This is a genomic window from Pacificoceanicola niger, from assembly GCF_048553275.1.
Taxonomy (GTDB): Bacteria; Pseudomonadota; Alphaproteobacteria; order Rhodobacterales; family Rhodobacteraceae; genus Pacificoceanicola.
In genome coordinates this window covers 326,957-349,023 of the sequence record NZ_JBLZMW010000002.1, presented here as the reverse complement: position 1 = coordinate 349,023, position 22,067 = coordinate 326,957, and the positions used below count along the sequence as shown (strand labels likewise).

Annotated in this window: 20 protein-coding genes and 2 tRNA genes; 8 read left to right on the top strand and 14 right to left on the bottom strand. The window is 61.5% G+C overall.

Annotated elements, in window-relative coordinates; translation table 11 throughout:
* Window positions 1-19: 19 nt before the first annotated feature.
* Window positions 20-1,366, top strand: coding sequence for a methylenetetrahydrofolate--tRNA-(uracil(54)-C(5))-methyltransferase (FADH(2)-oxidizing) TrmFO (trmFO, locus tag ACN2XU_RS04290; RefSeq protein ID WP_419409272.1), 1,347 nt, complete (start codon window positions 20-22; stop codon window positions 1,364-1,366).
* Window positions 1,363-2,232: a tRNA glutamyl-Q(34) synthetase GluQRS gene (gene gluQRS / locus ACN2XU_RS04285; protein ID WP_419409163.1), complete on the top strand. Its 870-nt coding sequence runs from the start codon at window positions 1,363-1,365 to the stop codon at window positions 2,230-2,232. The genes trmFO and gluQRS overlap by 4 nt, the downstream gene beginning before the upstream one ends.
* Here gluQRS and hisI read toward each other — a convergent pair.
* The gene (gene hisI, locus ACN2XU_RS04280; RefSeq protein ID WP_419409162.1) at window positions 2,229-2,585 is read right to left on the bottom strand and encodes a phosphoribosyl-AMP cyclohydrolase; all 357 of its coding nucleotides are present in this window, start codon (window positions 2,583-2,585) and stop codon (window positions 2,229-2,231) included. The genes gluQRS and hisI overlap by 4 nt on opposite strands.
* A gap of 70 nt (window positions 2,586-2,655) precedes the next feature.
* Here hisI and ACN2XU_RS04275 point away from each other — a divergent pair, with 70 nt between their 5' ends.
* On the top strand, window positions 2,656-3,105 hold the full coding sequence (locus tag ACN2XU_RS04275; RefSeq protein WP_419409161.1) for an iron-sulfur cluster assembly scaffold protein: 450 nt from the start codon (window positions 2,656-2,658) through the stop codon (window positions 3,103-3,105).
* Between the two features lie 56 nt (window positions 3,106-3,161).
* Window positions 3,162-4,565 carry a methyl-accepting chemotaxis protein gene (locus ACN2XU_RS04270; protein WP_419409160.1) on the top strand — a complete coding sequence of 468 codons (1,404 nt, stop codon included), beginning with the start codon at window positions 3,162-3,164 and terminating at the stop codon, window positions 4,563-4,565.
* Window positions 4,566-4,728: 163 nt separating this feature from the next.
* Here ACN2XU_RS04270 and ACN2XU_RS04265 read toward each other — a convergent pair whose 3' ends face one another.
* The 5 genes from ACN2XU_RS04265 to sciP form a co-directional block, all read right to left on the bottom strand.
* Window positions 4,729-4,851, bottom strand: a complete 123-nt coding sequence (locus ACN2XU_RS04265; protein WP_419409159.1) for a hypothetical protein — start codon at window positions 4,849-4,851, stop codon at window positions 4,729-4,731.
* Between the two features lie 220 nt (window positions 4,852-5,071).
* The gene (recG, locus tag ACN2XU_RS04260; RefSeq protein WP_419409158.1) at window positions 5,072-7,162 is read right to left on the bottom strand and encodes an ATP-dependent DNA helicase RecG; all 2,091 of its coding nucleotides are present in this window, start codon (window positions 7,160-7,162) and stop codon (window positions 5,072-5,074) included.
* A complete protein-coding gene (gene ligA, locus ACN2XU_RS04255; RefSeq protein WP_419409157.1) occupies window positions 7,159-9,273 on the bottom strand; it encodes an NAD-dependent DNA ligase LigA in 2,115 nt (704 codons plus the stop codon). The genes recG and ligA overlap by 4 nt, the downstream gene beginning before the upstream one ends.
* Window positions 9,274-9,338: 65 nt before the next feature.
* Window positions 9,339-10,055, bottom strand: coding sequence for a response regulator transcription factor CtrA (ctrA, locus tag ACN2XU_RS04250; RefSeq protein ID WP_419409156.1), 717 nt, complete (start codon window positions 10,053-10,055; stop codon window positions 9,339-9,341).
* 96 nt (window positions 10,056-10,151) lie between these two features.
* Window positions 10,152-10,439 (bottom strand): CtrA inhibitor SciP, encoded by a 288-nt coding sequence (gene sciP, locus ACN2XU_RS04245; RefSeq protein ID WP_419409155.1) that lies wholly within the window; start codon window positions 10,437-10,439, stop codon window positions 10,152-10,154.
* 125 nt (window positions 10,440-10,564) lie between these two features.
* Here sciP and mnmA point away from each other — a divergent pair, with 125 nt between their 5' ends.
* Window positions 10,565-11,707 carry a tRNA 2-thiouridine(34) synthase MnmA gene (gene mnmA / locus ACN2XU_RS04240; RefSeq protein ID WP_419409154.1) on the top strand — a complete coding sequence of 381 codons (1,143 nt, stop codon included), beginning with the start codon at window positions 10,565-10,567 and terminating at the stop codon, window positions 11,705-11,707.
* 302 nt (window positions 11,708-12,009) lie between these two features.
* Here the strand turns inward: mnmA and ACN2XU_RS04235 are convergent, their stop codons facing one another.
* From ACN2XU_RS04235 to ACN2XU_RS04220, 4 genes are read right to left on the bottom strand one after another with little or no spacing between them, the layout of a single operon-like run.
* Window positions 12,010-13,218 carry a beta-ketoacyl-[acyl-carrier-protein] synthase family protein gene (locus tag ACN2XU_RS04235; RefSeq protein WP_419409153.1) on the bottom strand — a complete coding sequence of 403 codons (1,209 nt, stop codon included), beginning with the start codon at window positions 13,216-13,218 and terminating at the stop codon, window positions 12,010-12,012.
* Window positions 13,215-13,475, bottom strand: coding sequence for an acyl carrier protein (locus ACN2XU_RS04230; RefSeq protein ID WP_419409271.1), 261 nt, complete (start codon window positions 13,473-13,475; stop codon window positions 13,215-13,217). The genes ACN2XU_RS04235 and ACN2XU_RS04230 overlap by 4 nt, the downstream gene beginning before the upstream one ends.
* Before the next feature lie 45 nt (window positions 13,476-13,520).
* Window positions 13,521-14,615 (bottom strand): UDP-3-O-(3-hydroxymyristoyl)glucosamine N-acyltransferase, encoded by a 1,095-nt coding sequence (lpxD, locus tag ACN2XU_RS04225; protein ID WP_419409152.1) that lies wholly within the window; start codon window positions 14,613-14,615, stop codon window positions 13,521-13,523.
* A gap of 36 nt (window positions 14,616-14,651) precedes the next feature.
* Complete coding sequence (locus ACN2XU_RS04220) at window positions 14,652-16,283, bottom strand: L,D-transpeptidase family protein (protein ID WP_419409151.1); 1,632 nt, start codon at window positions 16,281-16,283, stop codon at window positions 14,652-14,654.
* 326 nt (window positions 16,284-16,609) lie between these two features.
* On the opposite strand from ACN2XU_RS04220, the gene mepK reads away from it, so the two are divergent.
* Complete coding sequence (mepK, locus tag ACN2XU_RS04215; protein WP_419409150.1) at window positions 16,610-17,179, top strand: peptidoglycan L,D-endopeptidase MepK; 570 nt, start codon at window positions 16,610-16,612, stop codon at window positions 17,177-17,179.
* A 276-nt stretch (window positions 17,180-17,455) separates the two neighbouring features.
* Here the strand turns inward: mepK and ACN2XU_RS04210 are convergent.
* Window positions 17,456-17,532, bottom strand: a tRNA-Asp gene (locus tag ACN2XU_RS04210).
* Window positions 17,533-17,565: 33 nt separating this feature from the next.
* Window positions 17,566-17,642: transfer RNA gene (locus ACN2XU_RS04205), tRNA-Asp, on the bottom strand.
* A gap of 248 nt (window positions 17,643-17,890) precedes the next feature.
* On the opposite strand from ACN2XU_RS04205, the gene ACN2XU_RS04200 reads away from it, so the two are divergent.
* Together ACN2XU_RS04200 and rimK are read left to right on the top strand one after the other, a co-directional pair.
* The gene (locus ACN2XU_RS04200) at window positions 17,891-18,649 is read left to right on the top strand and encodes a polysaccharide deacetylase family protein (protein ID WP_419409149.1); all 759 of its coding nucleotides are present in this window, start codon (window positions 17,891-17,893) and stop codon (window positions 18,647-18,649) included.
* 129 nt (window positions 18,650-18,778) lie between these two features.
* Window positions 18,779-20,191, top strand: a complete 1,413-nt coding sequence (rimK, locus tag ACN2XU_RS04195) for a 30S ribosomal protein S6--L-glutamate ligase (RefSeq protein ID WP_419409148.1) — start codon at window positions 18,779-18,781, stop codon at window positions 20,189-20,191.
* A 67-nt stretch (window positions 20,192-20,258) separates the two neighbouring features.
* On the opposite strand, the gene ACN2XU_RS04190 is transcribed toward rimK, so the two are convergent.
* Together ACN2XU_RS04190 and dksA are read right to left on the bottom strand one after the other, a co-directional pair.
* Window positions 20,259-21,446 (bottom strand): FAD-dependent monooxygenase, encoded by a 1,188-nt coding sequence (locus ACN2XU_RS04190; protein ID WP_419409147.1) that lies wholly within the window; start codon window positions 21,444-21,446, stop codon window positions 20,259-20,261.
* 72 nt (window positions 21,447-21,518) lie between these two features.
* Window positions 21,519-21,941 (bottom strand): RNA polymerase-binding protein DksA, encoded by a 423-nt coding sequence (gene dksA, locus ACN2XU_RS04185; protein ID WP_419409146.1) that lies wholly within the window; start codon window positions 21,939-21,941, stop codon window positions 21,519-21,521.
* Window positions 21,942-22,067 lie beyond the last annotated feature (126 nt).

Here is a 22,067-nt window from a genome sequence, read left to right as displayed (position 1 = left end):
CTTGGCTTATGTGCGCAGCATGACAAAAGAACTCCACATCGTCGGCGGCGGAATGGCCGGGTCCGAGGCCGCTTGGCAGGCGGCTAAACTGGGCGTAAACGTCGTGCTGCACGAGATGCGGCCCAAGGTTAAGACATTTGCCCATCAAACTGGAATGTTTGGAGAAATGGTTTGTTCGAACTCGTTCCGATCGGACGATTCCGAGCAAAACGCGGTGGGCCTTTTGCACTGGGAGATGCGTCAGGCGGGCGGGTTGATCATGGGCACGGCCTACGACCACCGTCTGCCCGCTGGCGGAGCTTTGGCGGTGGACCGGGACGCCTTCGCCGAACAAGTAACACGCACATTAACAGCGCTCCCCAACATACAGATTTCATACGAAGAAGTCTCTGATCTGCCGGATGAAGGCCAGTGGATTTTTGCCACGGGCCCGCTGACTTCACCGGCGCTGGGAGAGGCCATTCAGACGGAAACAGGGGCCGACCGCCTGGCCTTCTTTGACGCGATTGCTCCGATTGTCTATGCGGAAAGTATCGACATGTCAGTGGCTTGGAGGCAGTCACGCTATGACAAGGGCGAGACGGAGGAAGAGCAAAAGGCCTATATCAACTGCCCGATGACCAAAGACGAGTACGAAGCCTTTATCGACGCCCTCCTCGCAGCCGACAAAACGGAATTTCATGAAGGCGAAACGGCGGGTTACTTCGATGGCTGCCTGCCGATCGAAGTCATGGCCGAACGCGGCCGCGAGACTCTACGCCACGGGCCGATGAAGCCTGTTGGCCTGACCAATCCGCACAACCCCGAGCAAAAGGCTTTTGCGGTGGTGCAGCTGCGTCGGGACAATGCTCTTGGAACGCTCTACAATATTGTCGGCTTCCAGACGAAGATGAAGTATGGCGCGCAAGCCAATGTTTTCAAAATGATTCCCGGTTTGAATGACGCCTCATTTGCCCGTCTTGGCGGCATCCATCGAAACACCTTCCTGAATTCCCCGACCCTGCTGGATAACCAGATGCGCCTGCGCTCCAAACCGAACATACGGTTCGCCGGACAGGTCACCGGTGTCGAGGGTTACGTCGAAAGCGCCGCGATGGGGCTCTTGGCTGGCCGTTATGCGGCTTTGGAGTTGCTGGGGCAATCCATCCCTTCGGTTCCCCAAGACAGCGCCCATGGTGCCTTGATCCACCACATTACTGGCGGCGCGGAGGCCAAGACGTTCCAGCCAATGAATGTAAATTTCGGCCTGTTCCGGCCGCTTGAAGAGAGTGGCATCAAGGGTGGGCGGCGCGGTCGCAAGGACCGTTACAAGGCCTACACGGACCGGGCAAAAGCCGTATGGTCAGAATGGCTTGCCAGCCAATGATCACGCGGTTTGCCCCGTCGCCGACGGGGCCACTGCATCTTGGCCATGCCTATTCGGCGCTTCTTGCGCATGACGCCGCGCGCAGAACGGGCGGCACCTTCGTGCTGCGTATTGAAGACATTGATCGAAGCCGCTCCCGTCCGGAATGGGAGCAAAAGATTTACGACGATCTAGCCTGGCTTGGCGTCACTTGGGACGCGCCCCCCATGCGCCAGTCGGACCGCATTCCGTCCTATAACAGCGCCCTTCTAACCCTTTGGAAGCGCGGCCTTCTCTACCCCTGCACCTGTACACGACGCGACATCGCTGCCGCCGCAAGCGCACCGCAGGAAGGCGGAGAGCCCGCCTTTGGACCGGATGGGCTGATCTATCCCGGCACGTGCCGCGCAAAGACGGCCTCGAACGCTCTGGCGCCACCAGACGGACAAGCTCTCCGTCTGGACATGAGCAAGGCGCTCGCCGGGCTCGGGGCAGATCATGCGTTCAGCTTTGAGGAAGTCGATTTGCTCACAGGAAACAAAGCGAAACGCATTCATTTTACACCGGCAGACATGACATCAACAGTCGGCGATATCATATTGTCCCGAAAAGATTTTCCAGCATCATACCATCTAAGCGTCGTGCTTGATGACGCAGCCCAAGACGTCAGCCATGTCATCCGCGGTAAAGACCTGTTCGACGCGACGATGATACACGTTGTGCTGCAACACTTGCTGGGTCTGAAGACCCCCCGCTACACTCATCACCGGCTGATCCGGGACGAACAGGGCAAGCGCCTCGCAAAGCGCGACGACTCACGCGCGATTTCCAGGTACCGCGACGATGGCGTCTCCCCAGAAGAAATTCGAACCATGGTTGGCCTTTAGAGCATCGGTTTCATTAATTCCGTTTCGCCATCGACCACGGATGTATAGAAACAAGACCGCCGCTTAGTGTGACAGGCCGGGCCGCTTTGCCGAACAATGGCCAACAGGCAATCCCGATCACAATCGACTCGCAGATCGACAAGCTCTTGTACGTGGCCCGACGTCTCACCCTTGATCCAAAACGCTTTCCGAGAACGGGACCAGTAGGTTACGCGTCGTGTTTCAAGTGTTATCTTAACTGCATCCATAGTCATCCAGGCCATCATCAAGACAGCACCATCTTCCTCAGCCTGGGCGATGCAGGGAATCAGGCCATTTGAATCATAGACCAAGGTCGCAGGATCGAAGGACATGGGCAAAAAACCTTTGCTTGGGACATGTTCGAGCCTATCTAAGGGGACGACGAGGAAAGGGAAAGACGCCATGGCCGAGACTGATCTGATCAAGCTCTATTCGAGCCGCATTCTCGAACTGGCGGCGGATATCCCGCATCTCGGCCGGCTCGACGATCCCGGTGCAACTGTCAAGAAACGCTCACCGCTCTGCGGCTCGACCGTAACCGTGGACCTGTCGATGCAAGACGGACGCGTCAGCGACTATGCGCAAGACGTCAAGGCCTGCGCTCTCGGACAAGCCGCCGCATCGGTGATCGGATCGGCAATCATAGGATGTACCGAGCAACAGATCATCGACGCGCGGGATGCCCTGCGCAACATGCTGAAGACCGACGGCCCTGCCCCTGCGGCCCCATTTGACGGCCTTGAGGTGCTCCGGCCCGCAACGGCGTACAAAAATCGCCACGCCTCCATCCTGCTCTCCATCGAGGCTGCCGCGGAGGCGTGCTCCAAGGTTCGGGAAGCACACAGCGCTTAAGCCTATTTTTGTCTTTTCCCGATACCTGTCAGCTTGGGCAAATCGAGGAAGACAGAATGGAGCGACCCAGGACCCTTTCGGTCCCTGATCGGGATGAGCGACTGGCGGCACTGAGCAGTGACGCCACCAGTCTTGGCCGCGACATGGTGGAAATCGGCGGCTTTTTGAGCGAACTGGACGAACGGTGCCGCGCCCAGATTTCCGGATTGGACCATATCATCCGCAACACCGGGGACTTATCGCACAGCAGCGTTGCAATGCTGGAGGCTGCTGAACGTATGTCGGCGGCGGCGGACGAAACGCTGGTGCGCGTGCGCGAATCCACGACGATGCTGACGGAAAACGGGATACAGTCTCAGTCCCTTGCAGAATGGGTGCGATCGGTTCACGCGCAAGGCCCCGAAGTCGAGGACATGTTGCGCGCGGTACAACTATCGAATTCCGAGATCGCGGATATCTCCTGGCAGGTGAAATTGCTTGCTGTGAACGCCAAGATCGAGGCTGCGCGTGCCGGACATGCCGGGAAAGGGTTTTCCATCGTCGCCGATGCAGTCAATGAATTGAGCCAGAAAACCAGCGACGCCGCCGACAAGATCTCCGCGACGGTAAAGAAGTTGTCGGATTGGATGAGCACATTGCATCGAGGTGCGGAGCAGACTTCAAGCAATGCTGCCGCTGTCCTGAACACGAGCGTGGATGCAGATCGCGCACTGAACATGATCGAACATCGTGTGGAAGAGCTCCAGAGTGACGCACATTCCCTGACCAACGCGGCCGGCCAGGCGCGCAAGTCGGTTGAAAGCGTAACCACGGCGGTCGATAAAATCGCCACATCGGTCACTGAGGTCGCCGAAGGGGTCGACGAGGCCAGCAAACGCAGCGAAAAGCTCGTAGATACATCGGAATCGATCCTGCAGGACGTGGTTGCGATCGGCGGAAACGGCGAAGACGGGCCGATGATTACCATAGTCCAGGACCTTGCCGGGCGGATCAGCGAGGCCTTCGAAAAGGCCGTGGCAAGCGGACGGATCAGCGAGCAGCAGCTGTTTGACGCGCAGTACCGCCCCATACCGGGCAGCAACCCGGAACAGGTGCGCACCGGGTTCACCGATCTGGCCGATGCGATCCTTCCGGGCATTCAGGAGCCTGTCCTGGAGAGGGATGATCGCATCGTTTTCTGCGCAGCGGTCGACCGAAATGGCTACCTGCCGACGCATAACCCCAAATTCGCAAAGCCGCAGAGCGACGATCCAGTCTGGAACGCTGCAAACTGCAGAAACCGGCGAATCTTTGACGACCGGGTGGGCCTCAAAGCCGGACGCAACGAGCAGCCATTTTTGCTGCAAGTCTACCGCCGGGACATGGGCGGTGGCGCTTTTGCAATGATGAAGGACCTGTCGGCCCCGATCAAGGTGCGTGGCCGACACTGGGGAGGCTTGCGCCTAGCCTACAAATTTTGACAAAAAAACCGCCGCGCTCCAGAGGAGGCGGCGGTCAGTGGCGCGTCGTCGTGTGCTATCGGGCCGTATGGGTGCAGGCAGGCACCCCATGGGGACTGGTGTGCACATCGGGGACAGGATGATGTGGCACCGTGGCCAAAAGCACGAAAACGCAGGCAGAAAATCAGATCAATGACGGCAGGTGCAGCACTCCCATGAGGATTACCAAAAGCGACATGGCTCCAAGCGCGTCCTGCCAAAGGGTTGCAGTCTGCCGGCTCAGAACGGATTTGACGGTATCAATCATGATATTTGCTCCCACTTCCCTTTAGTTGCCACTTTGTTCTCACATCCTTTACCTATTGTAAAGAACTTTATGAGAACAAATAGGAACAAACTGGAACAGTTCTCTTTTCGCTCTTCAGTTTGATTACGCGAAACCGGACTTCCCCTCCGGAACATCGCAGCGCGCGCCGCCTTCCCCCGGCGCGCGCGTCCTGATCATAAACGTTTGAAATCATGATAAATCAGCCGACACCGATCAGGCGAATGGCCTCATCTTGCCGCATAAGCCAGAGCAGGTGGCGGGCCGCCTTCCCGCGATCGCTCTTCAACTTCGGGTCCCCCGCCAGCAATTTGCGCGCATCACTTTGCGCCACGGCCATCAAACCTGCCTGACGTTCCAGATCCGCAACGCGGAACTGTGGCAAACCGCTTTGCGCAGTGCCGATCAGATCGCCTGCCCCCCGCATTTCAAGATCGACTTCCGATATCCGAAACCCGTCTTCCGTCTCCCGCAGAGTGGTCAGCCGTTTGAGACCGCCCTCCGCCAACGGCGGCTGATACATCAGCAGGCACGTCGACGCCGCGTCGCCGCGGCCAACGCGACCGCGCAACTGGTGCAATTGCGCTAGGCCAAAGATCTCAGCCCGTTCGATGACCATGATCGACGCATTCGGGACGTTCACCCCGACTTCGATCACCGTTGTCGCAACAAGAACGCTGATCCGGCCGGCCACGAAGTCCGCCATGGCCGCATCCTTCTGATCGTGCGGCATCTGCCCGTGAACCAACCCGACATGCTCTTCGCCAAGAACGGCGCGCAAGCGCTTGAACCGCGCTTCGGCCGCGATCAGGTCGGAGGCCTCGCTCTCTTCGACCAGAGGACAGACCCAATACGCCTGCCGGCCTTCAGCAATCGCGCGGCGCAGATGCTCGATCACCTCATCCATGCGCTCGGTCGAGAGTAAGGCTGTCTTGATCGGCTTTCGGCCCGGCGGCTTTTCGTCAAGGATTGAGACATCCATATCGCCGTATTGCGCGAGAGCCAGACTGCGCGGGATCGGCGTTGCCGTCATCACCAACACGTCTGCGCCCTGCCCCTTTTGGCCCAGTTCGAGCCGCTGGCGCACGCCAAAGCGATGCTGCTCATCCACGATAGCCAGCCGAAGATCCTGAAAAACCACGTCTTTCTGAAAGACCGCATGGGTGCCGACAAGGATTTGGATATCGCCCCGCGCAAGAGCGGCCAGCTTCGCCTCCCGCTCGCGCCCCTTGTCGCGGCCGGTCAGCAGTTCGAGAACCACGCCAGCCGATTCAGCCATAGGCTGAAGCCCTTCCAGATGTTGCCGTGCAAGAATCTCCGTCGGCGCCATCATGACACCCTGACCGCCCGCTTCGACCGCAATCAGCAAAGCCATGAACGCAACCAGGGTTTTTCCCGCTCCGACGTCGCCCTGCAACAAGCGATTCATCTTTTCCGGCTGTTCCATATCAGACGCGATCTCCGCCATCGCGCGGTTTTGCGCGCCTGTGGGGCGATACGGCAAGGATTTCAGCACCTTCGATCGCAGTCGTCCATCGCCCACGGAGACGAGCCCCCGGCTGCGTCGCCGCTCCGCCCGCGCAAGGGCAAGCGTCATCTGGTGCGCCATCAATTCATCATAGGCCAATCTGGCCCGGGCGGGATCAGTCGGGGCCAATGCCGCCACCCCCTGCGGGTCATGGGCTTGCCGAACAGCCTCCGCCCATCCCGGCCAGCCCTCCCGCTTGCGCTGCTCGGGATCTATCCATTCCGCGAGCTCCGGCAGGCGGGTCAACGCATCGGCCACCGCGCGCGTCATGATCCGTTGCGTAACGCCGGCAGTGAGCGGATAGACCGGCTCGAAATCCGGTAGACCCTCCCCCGTTCCGAGTTCAAGTATATGATCCGGATGCACCATTTGCGGCACGCCGTCGAAGAGTTCGACCCGTCCGGAAACCACCCGGCGCTCTCCGTACGGCAGTTGTTTCAACAGGTATTCAGGACGGGCGTGGAAGAATACGAGCTGAAACCGGGTTTCAGCATCATCCACCTCGATCCGGTACGGTGCCCCGCGTTTCGGCGGCGCACGATGCTGGCCAACCGTGATGTCGACAGTCACGATCCCAGGCAGATCCGCGCCAAGCACCGAACTGCGCAACCGCCGGTCGACGGCGGAATGCGGCAAAGTGAACAGCAAATCGCGCGGCGCCACGATGTTCAGCTGTTCCAGGGCTTGCGCAGTTTTTGGCCCGACCCCGTCCAATCCCTTGAGATCCGCAAACAGCGGAAACAGTGCCTCCGGTCGTCCGCTCATGCGCCGATCAGCTCCAGCCAGCCGTCTTCGTCAAGAACCATAAGCCCCAGATCCCGCGCCTTTTTTTCCTTACTGCCCGCACCCGGACCTGCCACGACGATATCGGTCCTCGCGGAAACAGAGCCCGAGACCTTTGCGCCGAGCGCCTCGGCGCGGGCTTTGGCTTCGGCGCGGGTCATTTTTTCCAGCGTTCCGGTAAAGACCACGATCTTGCCCACGACCGGGCTATCATCGGTATTCGGGCGCTCCGCGTCCTGAATGTCGAGATGGGCCACCAATCGGTCAATCGACGCGCGCTCTGCCTCTTGGTTCATTGACGAAACGAGCGAGTGTGCCATGACGGCGCCTACGCCATCGATGGATAGAAGATCATCCCAGGCGGCGCCCTCCATCGGCGCGGCCTCCACCGCCGCCCGTTCGAAATTGTTCCACGACCCATAGTGGCGCGCGAGAAGGTTCGACGCGCTTTCGCCGACATGTCGGATGCCAAGCGCAAATATGACCCGCCCAAGCGGAATCCGGCGGCGCTCATCAATTGCGTCGAACAGTTTCGTGGCAGATTTTTCGCCCCAGCCTTCCCGATTCTTGAGCTGTTGCAAGCCAGACCCATAGCGAGATTTCAGCTCGAATATATCCGCAGGTTCCTTGATCCAGCCATCCGTATGGAATTGCTCAACCTGTTTTGCGCCCAGGCCCTCGATATCGAAAGCCGCACGAGAAACAAAATGTTTCATTTTTTCAATAGCCTGCGCAGGGCAGATCATGCCGCCGGAGCACCGCCGAACGGCATCGCCCGCTTCGCGGATGGCGTCCGAACCGCATTCCGGACAGGTCTGCGGAAAACCGAAAGGCGTCGTGCCTTCCGGACGTTTGGACAGATCCACATCCGCCACCTTCGGAATCACGTCGCCGGCGCGATAAACCTGAACCCAATCCCCGACGCGGATATCCTTGCCCTCGCGGATCGCGTTGCCCTCGTTGTCACGTCCGGCAATGTAGTCTTCGTTGTGCAAGGTCGCGTTGGAAACGACGACCCCGCCGACGGTAACTGGCAAGAGGCGCGCGACCGGCGAAAGCGCACCGGTTCGGCCCACCTGTATGTCGATGCCTTCAAGCCGTGTCCAGGCAAGCTCCGCCGGGAATTTATGCGCGATGGCCCAGCGTGGCGTGGTCGACCGAAAACCCATACGGCTTTGAAATCCAAGGTCATTTACCTTATACACCACGCCATCGATGTCATAATCCAAGGTTGCGCGCTGTGCCTCAATCTTGCGGTAATGTTCAAGCATCTCCTGCGGACCATCGCAGAGAGCGGTCAGGGGATTGACCTGAAATCCGAGAGCCTTGAGACGCGCGATGGCCTCTATCTGCGTTTCGGCCAGAGGTTCGGAGAGCTCTCCCCAGGAGTAAGCAAAAAAACGCAGTGGTCGATCCCGCGTGATGCTCGCGTCCAATTGTCTTAAACTGCCAGCCGCCGCATTGCGGGGATTGGCAAAGCTCTTTCCACCACGTGCGGCCTGCCGCGCGTTCAACGCGGCAAAATCCTCGTGGCTCATGTACACTTCGCCGCGGACTTCCAGAATTTCCGGCGCGCCCTGCAAGCGCGCTGGGATATCGTCGATTGTCCGCGCGTTAGCAGTGACGTTCTCGCCCTCGGCTCCATCGCCACGCGTAGCGGCCTGAACCAAGCGTCCGTTTTCATATCGCAAGGACAATGACAGACCGTCAATCTTCGGTTCCGCACTGTAGCGCAGTGGATCGTCCGTCCCGAGGCCGAGGTAGCGCCGCACGGAGGAATCGAAATCCGCAATATCCGCATCGTCGAATGCATTCGACAACGACATCATGCGGACCACGTGGCGAACTTTGGAAAACCCGTCGGATGGCGCGGCGCCAACCTGCTCGGTTGGGCTGTCGGAGCGCTTCAGATGCGGGAACCGTGCTTCAATCTGCGCATTTCGCTGCTTGAGACGATCATACTCCGCATCGGTCAGTTCCGGTGCATCGTTCGTGTGATACGCCCGATTGGCAGCAGCGAGTTTATCCGCCAGTCCAGCCAGTTCATCGCGCGCATCTTCTTCGCTCAGCGTGTCAACCGCCTTGTCCGCCATTGCCTCGTCCTTCGCGCCCAGTCACTTTGCCAAGTGATAGGCGCGCATCAAGGCAAGGTCCAGCGTCAGGCGCTGGCCGCGAGGCGCTTGGGTTCATCAAGGCTCGGTTCCGGATCACGCAACACGTAACCGCGGCCCCAGACCGTTTCGATGTAGTTATCGTCACCTGTCGCTTCGGAAAGCTTCTTGCGCAATTTGCAGATGAACACATCAATGATCTTGAGTTCCGGCTCGTCCATCCCGCCGTACAAATGGTTAAGGAACATTTCCTTGGTCAGTGTGGTGCCCTTGCGCAGGCTGAGCAGCTCAAGCATCTGGTATTCCTTGCCGGTCAGATGCACGGACTTGCCGCCGACCTCCACCGTCTTGGCATCGAGGTTTACCGAGATCTTCCCCGTGCGGATCACGGATTGCGAATGACCCTTGGACCGGCGGATGATTGCGTGGATGCGCGCGATGAGTTCATCCCTGTGAAAGGGCTTGGTCATATAGTCATCAGCGCCAAAGCCGAAACCCTTGATCTTGCTCTGAGTATCGTCGTCACCGGAGAGGATCAGGATCGGCGTCTCGACACGCGCGACACGCAACTGACGCAGAACTTCATGGCCGTTGATATCGGGAAGGTTCAAGTCCAGCAGGATCAAATCGTAATCGTAGAGCTTGGCGAGATCGATGCCTTCCTCTCCAAGATCCGTCGCATAGACATTCAGATTGGCATGAGACAGCATCAGTTCGATGCTCTTGGATGTGGTGGGATCGTCTTCTACCAGTAGAATGCGCATTGAAAGTCTCCAACTTGTTCCTCGGGGTTGTGTTCAACCTGTCGGAAAATAGTTAACGCGGGATTACCACGTTAAGCAGTAACAAATTTTTTTGCGCTATTCAACTTCGGGTTGTCTGTATTTCTGCACGCGCGTCGCTTTGAGCGCTTCTTCGCCGTGCCGCGCTGCAGCGCGGACCCAGGACATCAATTCCTCTGCGCTCAGTGCATAGTGGTCCATGGCCTGCTCGCTGGTCAGCAGGCCGAATTGCACAGCCTTTACGACCGCCGCCTTGCGCGAGGCAACCCATCGCCGTGTTTCCGCCGGTGGCAGGTCAGCGCGGGTCATGACCGTGCCATCGGGGAGTTTGACCGCCCGCGGGCCATTGATCTTCTTAAGATACATGCTTGTCATTCCCTCGATCATCTTGTCGGACAATCAAACACGCAGCCTTTAACACCGCCTAAAAGCAGCCCCTTGAGAGTATCTCCAATTTTCCTATATTCCGCCCTTATCCAAGGAGAACCGTCATGCCACTCGATCCGGCCCCTCTCAATTCGCTGGGCCTGCCAAAGCCGCCGTCCGAAACCCGCGTTGTCGTTGCCATGTCCGGCGGCGTCGACAGCTCGGTCGTGGCCGCCAAGCTCAAGGAAGAGGGCTACGACGTGGTCGGCGTCACGCTGCAGCTTTATGACCACGGCGCGGCGCTGGCCAAGAAGGGGGCATGCTGTGCGGGCATTGACATTCACGACGCGCGCCGCGTCGCGGAGGAGATGAACTTCCCCCATTATGTCCTTGATTACGAAAACATCTTTCGCGATGCGGTGATCGACGAATTTGCCGAAAGCTACCTCGGCGGCGCTACGCCCGTGCCGTGCATCCGCTGCAACGAAAGGGTGAAATTCAAGGACCTTCTGGAGACCGCCAGGGACCTCGAAGCGGACTGTATGGCCACCGGCCATTACATCCAGCGCAAGATGGGCGACAAGGGTCCGGAGCTGCATTGCGCCGAGGATCGCAACCGCGATCAAAGCTATTTCCTGTTTTCCACGACCCCTGACCAGCTCGATTATCTGCGCTTTCCGCTCGGGCATTTGCCGTCGAAGGATGCCACCCGCGCGCTGGCAGCGAAGTATGGGCTGGCTGTCGCGGACAAGCCCGACAGCCAGGATATCTGCTTTGTGCCGGACGGAAATTACGCCGCAGTCATTGAGAAACTGCGCCCCGGATCGGCGGAACCGGGCGAGATTGTCCATGCGGACGGGCGTGTTCTGGGCGAGCACAACGGCGTGATTCACTACACCATCGGCCAGCGCCGGGGCCTGGGGATCGGGGGCCTGAGCGAACCGCTCTATGTGGTCAGGCTGGACGTGGACACAAAGCAGGTTGTGGTCGGCCCGAAAGAAATGCTGGCGACGCGGGTGATCCCGGTTCGGGAGATCAATTGGCTTGGGGATGAGCCGTTTACGGCGCGCAAGGAATGGCATCTGTCGGTCAAGGTGCGCTCGACCCGGCCACCGCGCGAGGCCATCGTTCGGCCGCTCTCGGAAACCGAGGCGGAGGTCGAGCTATTGACCCCGGAAGAGGGCGTAAGCCCCGGTCAGGCCTGTGTTTTCTACGATCCGGAGAGCACGCGTATCTTTGGTGGCGGCTGGATCTGGCGCGGGCGCTGAGCGCGCGGAGGGCCAAGAAACGGGGCGCAACGCACGCCGGGTTACCCACATATGACCGGACCGCGCGCGCAACGGGCGGTCCGGATTTCGGTACAAAATTCGCCAGATTCAGTACAAAATACCAGACGCCGCATGGTGGCGATTCCCGGGCGATTCGGACGTTTGGTACAAAATTCGGCGAGTTTGGTACAAAATGCGTTTTCGCGGTCCCGAGCTGCCGTCAGCCGGATTTTGCGCCATGATCGGGGCGTCGGCTCTGCCTTGGCACCCGCGAATCCGAGGATGAGACAGGGATCGGCCGCTCAGACCCGGCCGAGCACCAGCACCGCGTTGAGACCGCCGAACGCAAAGGCGTTGGAGAGCACAACATCCACCTTTGCCTCGCGCGCCTCGTTCGGGACCACGTCAAGCGCGCACTCCGGGTCCGGCTCTTCATAGCCGATGGTCGGGGCAATGACCCCGTCGCGGAGCGCCATGACACAGGCGAGCAATTCCACCGCGCCGGTGCCGCCGATCAGGTGGCCGTGCATGGATTTGGTCGAGGAGATCATCAAGTCGTTGGCATGTTGGCCAAACACATCGGCCACGGCGGCGCATTCGGTCTTGTCGTTGGCGGCGGTGCCGGTGCCGTGGGCATTGATATAGCCGACGCGGCTTCGATCCACCCGAGCGTCGGCAAGCGCGCCGGAAATGGCCCGCGCCGCCCCCTGTTTGGAGGGCATGACGATATCGGCGGCGTCGGATGTCATTGCGAATCCAAGCACTTCGCACAGGATGTTTGCCCCACGCGCCTTGGCGTGTTCGTAGTCTTCGAAGACGAAAACCCCCGCACCCTCGCCCTGCACCATGCCATTGCGCGTGGCGCTGAACGGGCGGCAAGCGTCCTTGGACATCACGCGCAGCCCTTCCCATGCCTTGACCCCGCCAAAGCACAGCATCGATTCGGAGCCGCCGGTGATCATGGTCGTGCACATGCCGGTGCGGATCATCTGGAACGCCTGCCCCATGGCGTGATTCGACGAGGCGCAAGCGGTGGAGACGGTAAAGCTCGGTCCGCGCAGGTTGAATTCCATGCTGACATGGCTGGCCGCCGCGTTGTTCATCAGCTTGGGCACCACGAAGGGATGCACGCGATTCTTGCCCTCTTCGTAGACGGCGCGGTAATTTTCGTCCTGCGTGGTCAGACCGCCGCCGGAGTTGCCGAGGACAACGCCGGATCTGTCGGCCAGATCCCCCGCAAAGCTCAGGCCCGATTGCGCCACGGACTCGCGCGCGGCGAGCAGAGTGAACTGCGTAAAGCGGTCATAGAGCGAAAGCTGCTGGCGGTTGAAATGGCTTTCCGGGGCATAGCCCTTGACCTGTCCGCCGATGCGGATGGCGAGCCGTTCGACATCGCGGAAATCGAGATCGGAGATACCACAACGCCCCTCGCGCATGGCCTCCAGCGTTTCGGGCACGGATTCGCCCAAGGCGTTGATCGTCCCTGCCCCGGTTATGACAACGCGCTTCACCCGTCTTTCTCGGCGATCAGTGTCTCGATGCCAGCCGTGATGGTTGCGACGGAGGAAATGTCGAAATCACTCTCGGCGGGGTCATTGGCGTTGAAGGGAATGGAAATGTCGAAAGCCTCTTCGATGGCGAAGATCGATTCGACCAGTCCAAGGCTGTCGATTCCGAGACTTTCCGGCGTGCTCTCCATCGTGACATCCGATGGATCGAGCAAGGCCTGCTCGGCGATAATCTCGATCACCTTGTCCTGGACGCTCATGGTCTTGGTCATGGTCGCACCCTGTATTCACACCCTGCCGCTGATTTAGTCATTCGCGGTCAGCTTGGAAACCGCTTTCTTGAGGTCTGCGACATCGCGGAACAGTCGTGGCAGGCGGCGCAGGCCCTTGTAGCTTTCGATGTGGCTGTCCATCTTCATCGCCGGATAGCCAAGCACGACCCGGCCCGCCGGCACGTTGGAGAGCACCACGGAAGCGCCGCCGAGGATGGCCCGGTCACCGATGGTCAAATTGTCGGAGACGCCGGACTGGCCGCCGAGCACGACGCCGGTGCCGATCACAGTGGAGCCGGCGACGCCGACCTGCGCACAGATCATGCAGTGATCGCCGATCTGCACGTTGTGGCCGATCTGGACGAGGTTGTCGAATTTGCAGCCATGGCCGATGCGGGTGGCGCGAACGGTGCCCCGGTCGATGCAGGCGTTGGCGCCAAGCTCGACATCGTCACCGATCTCGACGCCGCCGAGGCTGTGGATGCGGGCCCAGGGTTGCGTCTGCTCCGCGCCTTCGGTGCCGAGGCTGGCACGGGCCTTCTCGACGCCGGAGGGCTCGGGGGTGACGAAGGAGAAGCCATCGGCGCCAACGCAGGCACCGGGATGGGCGATGAAGCGGGCCCCGATGCCGACGCGGGCCCCGATGCGGACACCGGCGTGCAGCAGGCCGCCCGCGCCGATCCTGGCATCCCAGCCGATGTGGCACTGCGGGCCGATGACCGTGCCCGCGCCGATCTGCACACCGGCCCCGATCACGGTGAAGGGGCCGACGCAGACATCCGCGCCGAGGGTGGCGGTCGCGTCGATGATCGCGGTGGGGTGTATGCCGGTGGCGTAGCCCTGCCCCGGGTCCATCATGGCACTGAGGCCGGACATGGCGAAGCGCGGGCGCGGCGCGGTCAACGCGGCCTTCAGGCCGAAGCCCTGCCAATCGGCCCCCTGCCAGAGCATGGCGGCCTGTGCCTGTCCTGCGGTGAGGCCAGCGGCAAACTCCGGCTTCATAGCCAGCGCCAGTTGATCCGATGCGGCGGAGGCCGGTTCGGCGACGCCGCTGATCCGGATGTCGCCATCGCCGAAAACCTCGAGCCCGAGGGCCTCGGCGATCTGGGACACTGTATAATATGTCATGTCTGACGCTCCCGGCCTTGTCTTGCCGGGCGAGGTTTAGCTGCGTCCCGTACGCAGCACCACCCCTTCATTGGCCAGCGCCTGCCACAGTCGCTGATCCCGGCTGTAGACATCCGGACGGAAATTCACCTGCCCCTTCGCCTGGGTGAAGGCGGTGCGGTAGATCAGATGCACCGGGATTGGCGTCTCAAGCTCGACCCGGGTCTCGGAGCCGCTGCCCAGGATGCGCTGGAAGTAGCTCTGCGGGTCGGCCTGCTGCGGCGCGAGAAGCGCATAGGCAAAATCGTGCGGATCGTCGAGACGGATGCAGCCGTGGCTGAAGGTGCGCACGCTTTGCGAGAACAGGTGTTGAGAGGGCGTGTCATGCAGATAAATGTTGTACTTGTTCGGGAACATGAACTTGACCGAACCGAGCGCATTGCGCGGGCCCGGCGGCTGCTTCATCGAAAACGGGAAGCTGCGCGCGCTGTATCCGGCAAAACTGCGCCCCCGGCCGACCACCTGCCCGCGGCTGTCGACGATCTGAAGATGACCGACCGCGCCGGGATTGTTGCGCAGAAGCGGCAGGTATTCCTTGACGATGATCGAGCGCGGCACGTACCAGGACGGGTTGATGACCATGTGGTCCATCACGTCGGAAAATTCCGGCGTGCGTCGGTCCATGGCCTGATGACCGATGACGGCGCGGGTTTCGAAGGTCAGTTTGTCATCGTCGATGATCTGCGCGTGATAATCGACGAGGTTGACGAGAACATGGCGTTTGCCGCGGCCCTCGGGGCGGTTCAGCCAGCGCTCGCGCTCCATCGCCACGATGATCGACTTCAGGCGCTCTTCGGGGGCGGTGTTGATTTCGCGCATCGTGGTCGGCCCGACGATGCCGTCGGCCTCGATGCCGTGATCCTCCTGGAACAGCCGCACGGCCGCTTCCATGTCCGCGTCATAGGTGCCGCTCAGCGAGGCGCGCAGATATCCCATGGCGTTCAGGCGGTTGCGCAGGGCGACGACGGCATTGCCGCTGGCACCGGGTTTGAGGCTCTGGATCGGCACCACCGACCCCCAGCCGCCATGCGCGATGCGGTGTTCGAGCTGCAGCTTCGCGCGCATCAGGCGGGTGTACTCCCCCGTGCGCGGCGCAAGATCGCGCATCACGACGGTCGGCTCTTCGGTGACGAGACGCGTCAGAAGCTCGCCCGACGGGTGGCGCGTCGGCGTGCGCTTGATGCCGGTGACGATCTGGGAGCCGTCGATGGCGCCGGTCTGGATATCATGGGCAAAGCGCAGGTAGAGATTGGTGAGGGCGATTTCCAGCTCGCCGCGCTCGCGCCCAGTGGTCGCGGAGGCCATGCGCGCCAGCAACGCATCCGCATCATAGCGGCGCGCGGGCAGTCCGTGATCGGCGGCCATGGAGAGCGCGTCGAACAGGGCGGCGCGGCGGGCGCGGTCCTCGTCGGACGGGCCGGTCCAGATCGGCTCGAACCCACGGGCGCGGTAGAAGGCAGACACGCTTTCGTCTTCTCCCATACGCTCGGCCACCGCCTGTTTGTAGGCGGTCAGCTGAAAGGAGAGGCCGTCCTGCGCCAAGACGCGCGGGGCCGCTGTCAGAAGAACGCCGGCGGCCAGCAGAGCCGCAATCGACGTGCGCCCGAAAGAGATCGAAAAACGTTGCATCAAAAAATCCTTGCTCCTGTACGCCGACGTATGATTTCATTGTGTAATCAGAGGTCTGCGGCTGTCTACTCACATTTACGCCAAGGCACAAACTTCTTTCTTTTCCGTTACCCCAAACGACACAAGGCGCATTCCCGCCACAGTATGAGGGCGTGTGAGCAGGATTCTGCCACTTCCCCCTTGATCCCGCGAAAACACCTCAAAACGCCCTTTTTCCGAAGTTTGATTCGTGGCATACGAGTCTTGCATCTGGGGATAGATGGCAGGGCGCACAACGATGCGCACAAGACAGTAGCAACCAGCGACCACGGGACAGGCGCTTTCACATGGCAGATATGACTTCCAGCAGCATTTCGCGGCGTGGCCTTCTTGGCGCATTTGCCGCCACGGCCGTCGCAGCGGCTCCAACCTACTCCAACGCGGCAGGGTTCCTGCGCGGCTCCGGTGACATTCGCCGACTGCGCATGTTTTCCGGACGCACCGGGGAGCGGATCGACATGATTTACTGGATCGAAGGCGAGTACATCGCCGACGCGGTCAAGGAAGTGAATTATTTCATGCGCGACTGGCGAACGGATGACGTCAAGAAGATCGACACGCGCACGCTCGATATTCTTGCCGCCGCGCACAACCTCATGTATGTGCACGAGCCCTACATGCTCATCTCCGGCTACCGGTCTCCGAAGACGAACGCGATGCTCCGATCCCGGTCTTCTGGCGTGGCCAAGAATTCCAGGCATTTGCGCGGCCAAGCCGCCGACCTGCGGCTCTCGTCGCGCTCGGTCAGCCAAATGGCCAGAGCGGCCCAAGCCTGCAACGGCGGCGGCGTCGGCCGGTACTCCAAATCCAACTTCGTCCATATGGACTGTGGCCCGGTTCGCAGCTGGGGCGCATAAACGCCGGACCGAATACAACATAACGTCCCAATTTCCTTGCGCCCCCGCCCATTTCAATGGGTCTGTGGGGCGTTTTCTTTTTGTGCGGCCGGTTTACCAGATGGCAGCAGACCGGGACAGTCCGGTATTCCTCACCGCGTCATGACAGTCTAACGCATTTCTGACGAAACTGTTCCAAAGAACACTGCAATTTTTATGAATTGATAAGATCTGCGCGACGCGCGCCCCGAGGGCGGCGGCGCCACTGTCCAGAACGTCTTTCGATATCAAGGAAAGTGGCGCGGTTGACGGGGCTCGAACCCGCGACCCCCGGCGTGACAGGCCGGTACTCTAACCATCTGAGCTACAACCGCGCTTTTCATCGGGGCCTTGGTTCGGGGCAGTGGTGGCGCGGTTGACGGGGCTCGAACCCGCGACCCCCGGCGTGACAGGCCGGTACTCTAACCATCTGAGCTACAACCGCTCACTGCCGCCGAAGCCTGTGCGCCTCGGTGTGTGGGGCCTTTTATGCACGGGGCAAAGTCCCGTCAAGCGGTTTCGGGAGGGAAAATTCACGAATTTTCATTCGCGCTCCGGTTATGCGTGTCGCAGCGGCCACGCCCCCGGAAACCCGGCGCGGCGCTTTGGAAAAATTCCTTGCGCATCAAGGCCCTGCCCGGCCTTCTTGTCGGGTCTGCTTTTATTCTGTCTGCCAAAGGGGGGTGGACCCTTATGTTTGAAATGTCGAAACGGACGTTTTTGTCCGGCTCAATTGCCGCGCTTTGTGGCCTGCATCCGCTGGAGGCAGAGGCCGCGCCGGTGATTGCCCTGCCAAACGATGTGGCACAAAGAGATGCCGCCACGATCATGGCGGTGCGCACGCCATCGCCGGTGGTCAGCATGACCTTTGATGACGGCCCGCATCCGCGCCTGACGCCGGTCCTGCTCGATATGCTCAAGGCGCGCGGCCTGCGGGCCACGTTTTACCTGATTGGCAACCGCGTGGTGACCTGGCCGGATATCGTGCGGCGCATTGCCGATGAGGGCCACGAGATCGGCAACCACAGCTGGACCCATCCGAATCTGGCAAAGTTTTCCGACGGACGGGTGCTGGATGAGATCGACCGCACCTCCAACGCGATTTTCAAGATCACCGGCCGTCCGCCGGTGACGTTCCGGCCGCCCTACGGCGCGTTCAGCCGGCGCCAGCGGCTGATGCTCTATGAGGCGCGTAACCTGCCGACGATTCTGTGGTCGGTCGATCCGCAGGACTGGCGGCGGCCCGGTGCGGGCGTGGTGGCCAGCCGGATTCTCAAGGGATCGCGTCCCGGCGCCATCATCCTCAGCCACGATATCCAGAGCGGTACGGTCAAGGCGATGCCGCAGACGCTCGACGGGCTCAGCGGGCGCGGGCTGCGCTTTGCGACGGTGAGCCAGATGATGGGTTGGCCGCTGTGGCAATCGCGGCGATTCCGCCGGGCCGGCACCTGAAGTCTGCCGGAGCCCGGTCGCGCCCGATCTGAACGCTTCGGGCCCGGGTTGGTCCCGAAAATCAGTCTCTGCTGTTGAGACGGCGCGCTCGGCGCGCTAGGTCTGGTGTTCCCAAACAGGACATCAGGCATGACCGAGACTGACACGAGCGACACCGGCCTTCTGCGATTCGGATGGGAGGAATGGGTAGCCCTACCCGACCTTGGCCTGCCCGCGCTGCGCGCAAAGGTGGACACCGGCGCGCGCACCTCTGCGCTGCATGCCTTTGATATCGAGACCTTCGGACCGGCCAGCGCGCCCAAGGTGCGCTTCACGATTCATCCGGTGCCGGGGCGCGAGGACCTCGTGATCCCCTGCTCCGCCCGCGTCATCGACCGGCGCAACGTCACCAGCTCCAATGGCGAGACCGAGAACCGCTTTGTCATCGCCTCGACCCTGCGGGTCGGCGAGGAAAGCTGGCGTATCGAGCTGACCTTGACGGATCGCTCAAGCATGGCGTCGCGGATGCTGCTGGGCCGTGAGGCGCTGAAGGATCACATCACTATCGTGGCCACCGACCGGTTCCAGCAACCGCGGCTGAGCTATGACGTCTACAACACCGCCCGCGTCCGGCAGGCCGCGCCGAACCGGTCCCTGCGGGTGGCGGTGCTGAGCCGGGAGGATAATTATTCGACCCGGCGTCTCGTCGAGGAAGGCGAGAAGCGCGGCCATTCGGTGGAAGTGATCGACACGTCGCGGTGCTACATGGCGATCAATGCGCTGTCGCCGGAGGTGCATTATGATGGCAAGCGCCTGCCCCGTTACGACGCGGTGATCCCGCGCATCGGTGCTTCGATCACCTCCTATGGCACGGCGGTCGTGCGGCAGTTCGAGACCATTGGCACCTTCTGTGTGAACGGCTCGGACGGGATCTCCTCGTCGCGTGACAAGCTGTTCGCGCATCAGTTGATGGCGCGGCACAAGATCGGAATGCCGAACACCGCCTTTGCCTCCTCTCCGAAGGACACGCAATCGCTGATGCGGCTGGTCGGGACGGCGCCGATGATCGTGAAACTGCTCGAATCCACGCAAGGCAAGGGTGTGGTTCTGGCGGAGACAAAGAAGGCGGCGGAATCGGTGATCGACGCGTTTCGCGGATTGAAGGCCAATTTCCTCGTACAGGATTTCGTCAAGGAAGCGGCGGGCGAGGATATCCGCTGCCTGGTCGTGGGCGGCAAGGTCGTGGCGGCGATGAAACGCACGGGGGCAGAAGGCGACTTCCGCTCGAACCTGCACCGCGGTGGCTCGGCACAGGTGGTGCGCATCACGAAAGAGGAGCGCGACGCGGCCCTGCGCGCCGCCAAGGCCTTCCGGCTGAACCTCGCCGGGGTGGATCTGCTGCGCGCTGAGAGCGGGCCGAAGGTGCTTGAGGTGAACTCAAGCCCCGGCCTCGAAGGCATTGAAACCGCGACGAAAAAGAATATCGCGTCGCTGCTTTACGAGCACATCGAGGCCAAGGTGCGTCCGACGCCCGTGCGCAAGCGGATCAATTCAGAAGACTGATCGGGAGGCGGCAGGACGTCTGAACCGGGTCGCGCCGGGACCCCTGAGGGTTTCCGGCGTCCGCGCATCAGGCGGTCACGTCGTGGGCATAGAGCCAGTCGAATTGATGCAGCAGGCGATCCGGCGCGAGGCGTCCCATGGCAGTCAGCCCAAGGTGCGCCACGCCCCGGATCAGCGGATTGCGCAGATGGTATTTCCACGCATTGCCGCTGGCGGTGTCAACGGCCCGGACCACACGCGCGTGGCGGCGGGCCTGATAGGCGGCGAGGGCCTGCGCCTGTCCGGCCGTGCGCGCAAGGCAATCGGCCAGCACCCAGGCATCTTCCATCGCCATATTTGCGCCCTGCGCCAGAAACGGCAGCGTTGGATGCGCGGCATCGCCAAGCAGCACCAACCCGGCACCATGCCAGACCTTGGCCACCGGATGGCGAAACAAACCCCAGACGCCCGGATCGGCTACGTCCCCGAGCATCTCCGGAACCTGCCCTCCAAACGCGGCGAAGGCCTTGCGCAGCGCATCGGGATCATCCCTGTGGCTCCAGCCTTCGGCGGTCCATGTCCTGCGCTCTTCGGCGGCGACGATATTGATGAATTTGCCGCCGCGGAGCGGATAGCTGACCATGTGGCGTCCCGGCCCCATGTGGACGCGGACCTCATCGGGGTGGTCCATGGCGTTGGGCACCACCGCGCGCCAGGCCACCTGCCCGGTGAAGGCGGGCGCGGCCGGTCCGTTGAGCGCCGGACGCACGACCGAATGCAACCCGTCGGCCCCGACAATGAGCTGATCGGTGATATGATCGCCATTGGCCAGGGTCAGCGCGGCCGGGGTGCCGGGGGTGACCGCGGCGCCCTTTTGCAGCAGACGGATCTTGACGCCCGCGTCGCGGGTGGCTCCGGCCAGCAGGTCGATGAGATCGGCGCGATGAACGAAGCGGTAATCCTGCCCCTCCGGCAGGCGGGTGAGATCGAGGCGCGTGACCTCGCGTCCGGCGCGGTAATCGCGCAGCGAGACCGCCCTGCCCCGGACCGAAGCCGCGCGGAAGGCCGCCCCGAGCCCGAGCGCGTCGAGCACACGCAGGCCGTTCGGGCTGACCTGAATGCCGGCGCCGACTTCGGTGATCGCTTCGGCCTGTTCGAGCACCCGCACGCAGGCGCCGCGCTGGCGCAGCGCAAGGGCGGCGGTCAGCCCGCCGATACCCCCGCCGAGAACGGTGATGGGGCAACCGGTGATATGGGTGTCGGTGGGTTGGGTCATGGGTATGGCTGCCATGTGAAAACGCCGGAGCGGCGGCCCCGGCGTTTCAAAAAGTCGATGCCGTCGGCGCCGTCAATCGTCGCGATGGACCTTCTCGCGACGTTCGTGACGTTCCTGCGCTTCGAGGCTCATGGTGGCGATCGGGCGGGCATCGAGGCGCTTGAGGCTGATGGGCTCGCCGGTCACTTCGCAGTAGCCGTATTCACCCTCGTCGATACGGCGCAGGGCCGCGTCAATCTTGTTTACGAGCTTGCGCTGTCGATCCCGTGTCCGCAGTTCAAGCGCGCGGTCGGTTTCCTCGCTGGCCCGGTCGGTCACGTCCGGAATGTTCCGGGTGCCTTCCTGCAGTGTTTCGATGGTGTCCCGGCTGTCGGCGAGAAGGTCCTGCTTCCATGTCAACAGCTTGCGCCGGAAGTACTCCAGCTGCCTGTCGTTCATGAATGGTTCATCTTCCGCTGGACGATAGTCTTCCGGGAGAAAACTTTCCGCTTTCATTTTGGCATCCTCGTCAACGCCAATATCCGTCATGGTAATTCCTTCAGATATCTGGCACCCCTATGCGGTGCACTTACCCCAAGCCCCACGGGATGTCACTACACAATACCTCCCTAAGATGGCGTT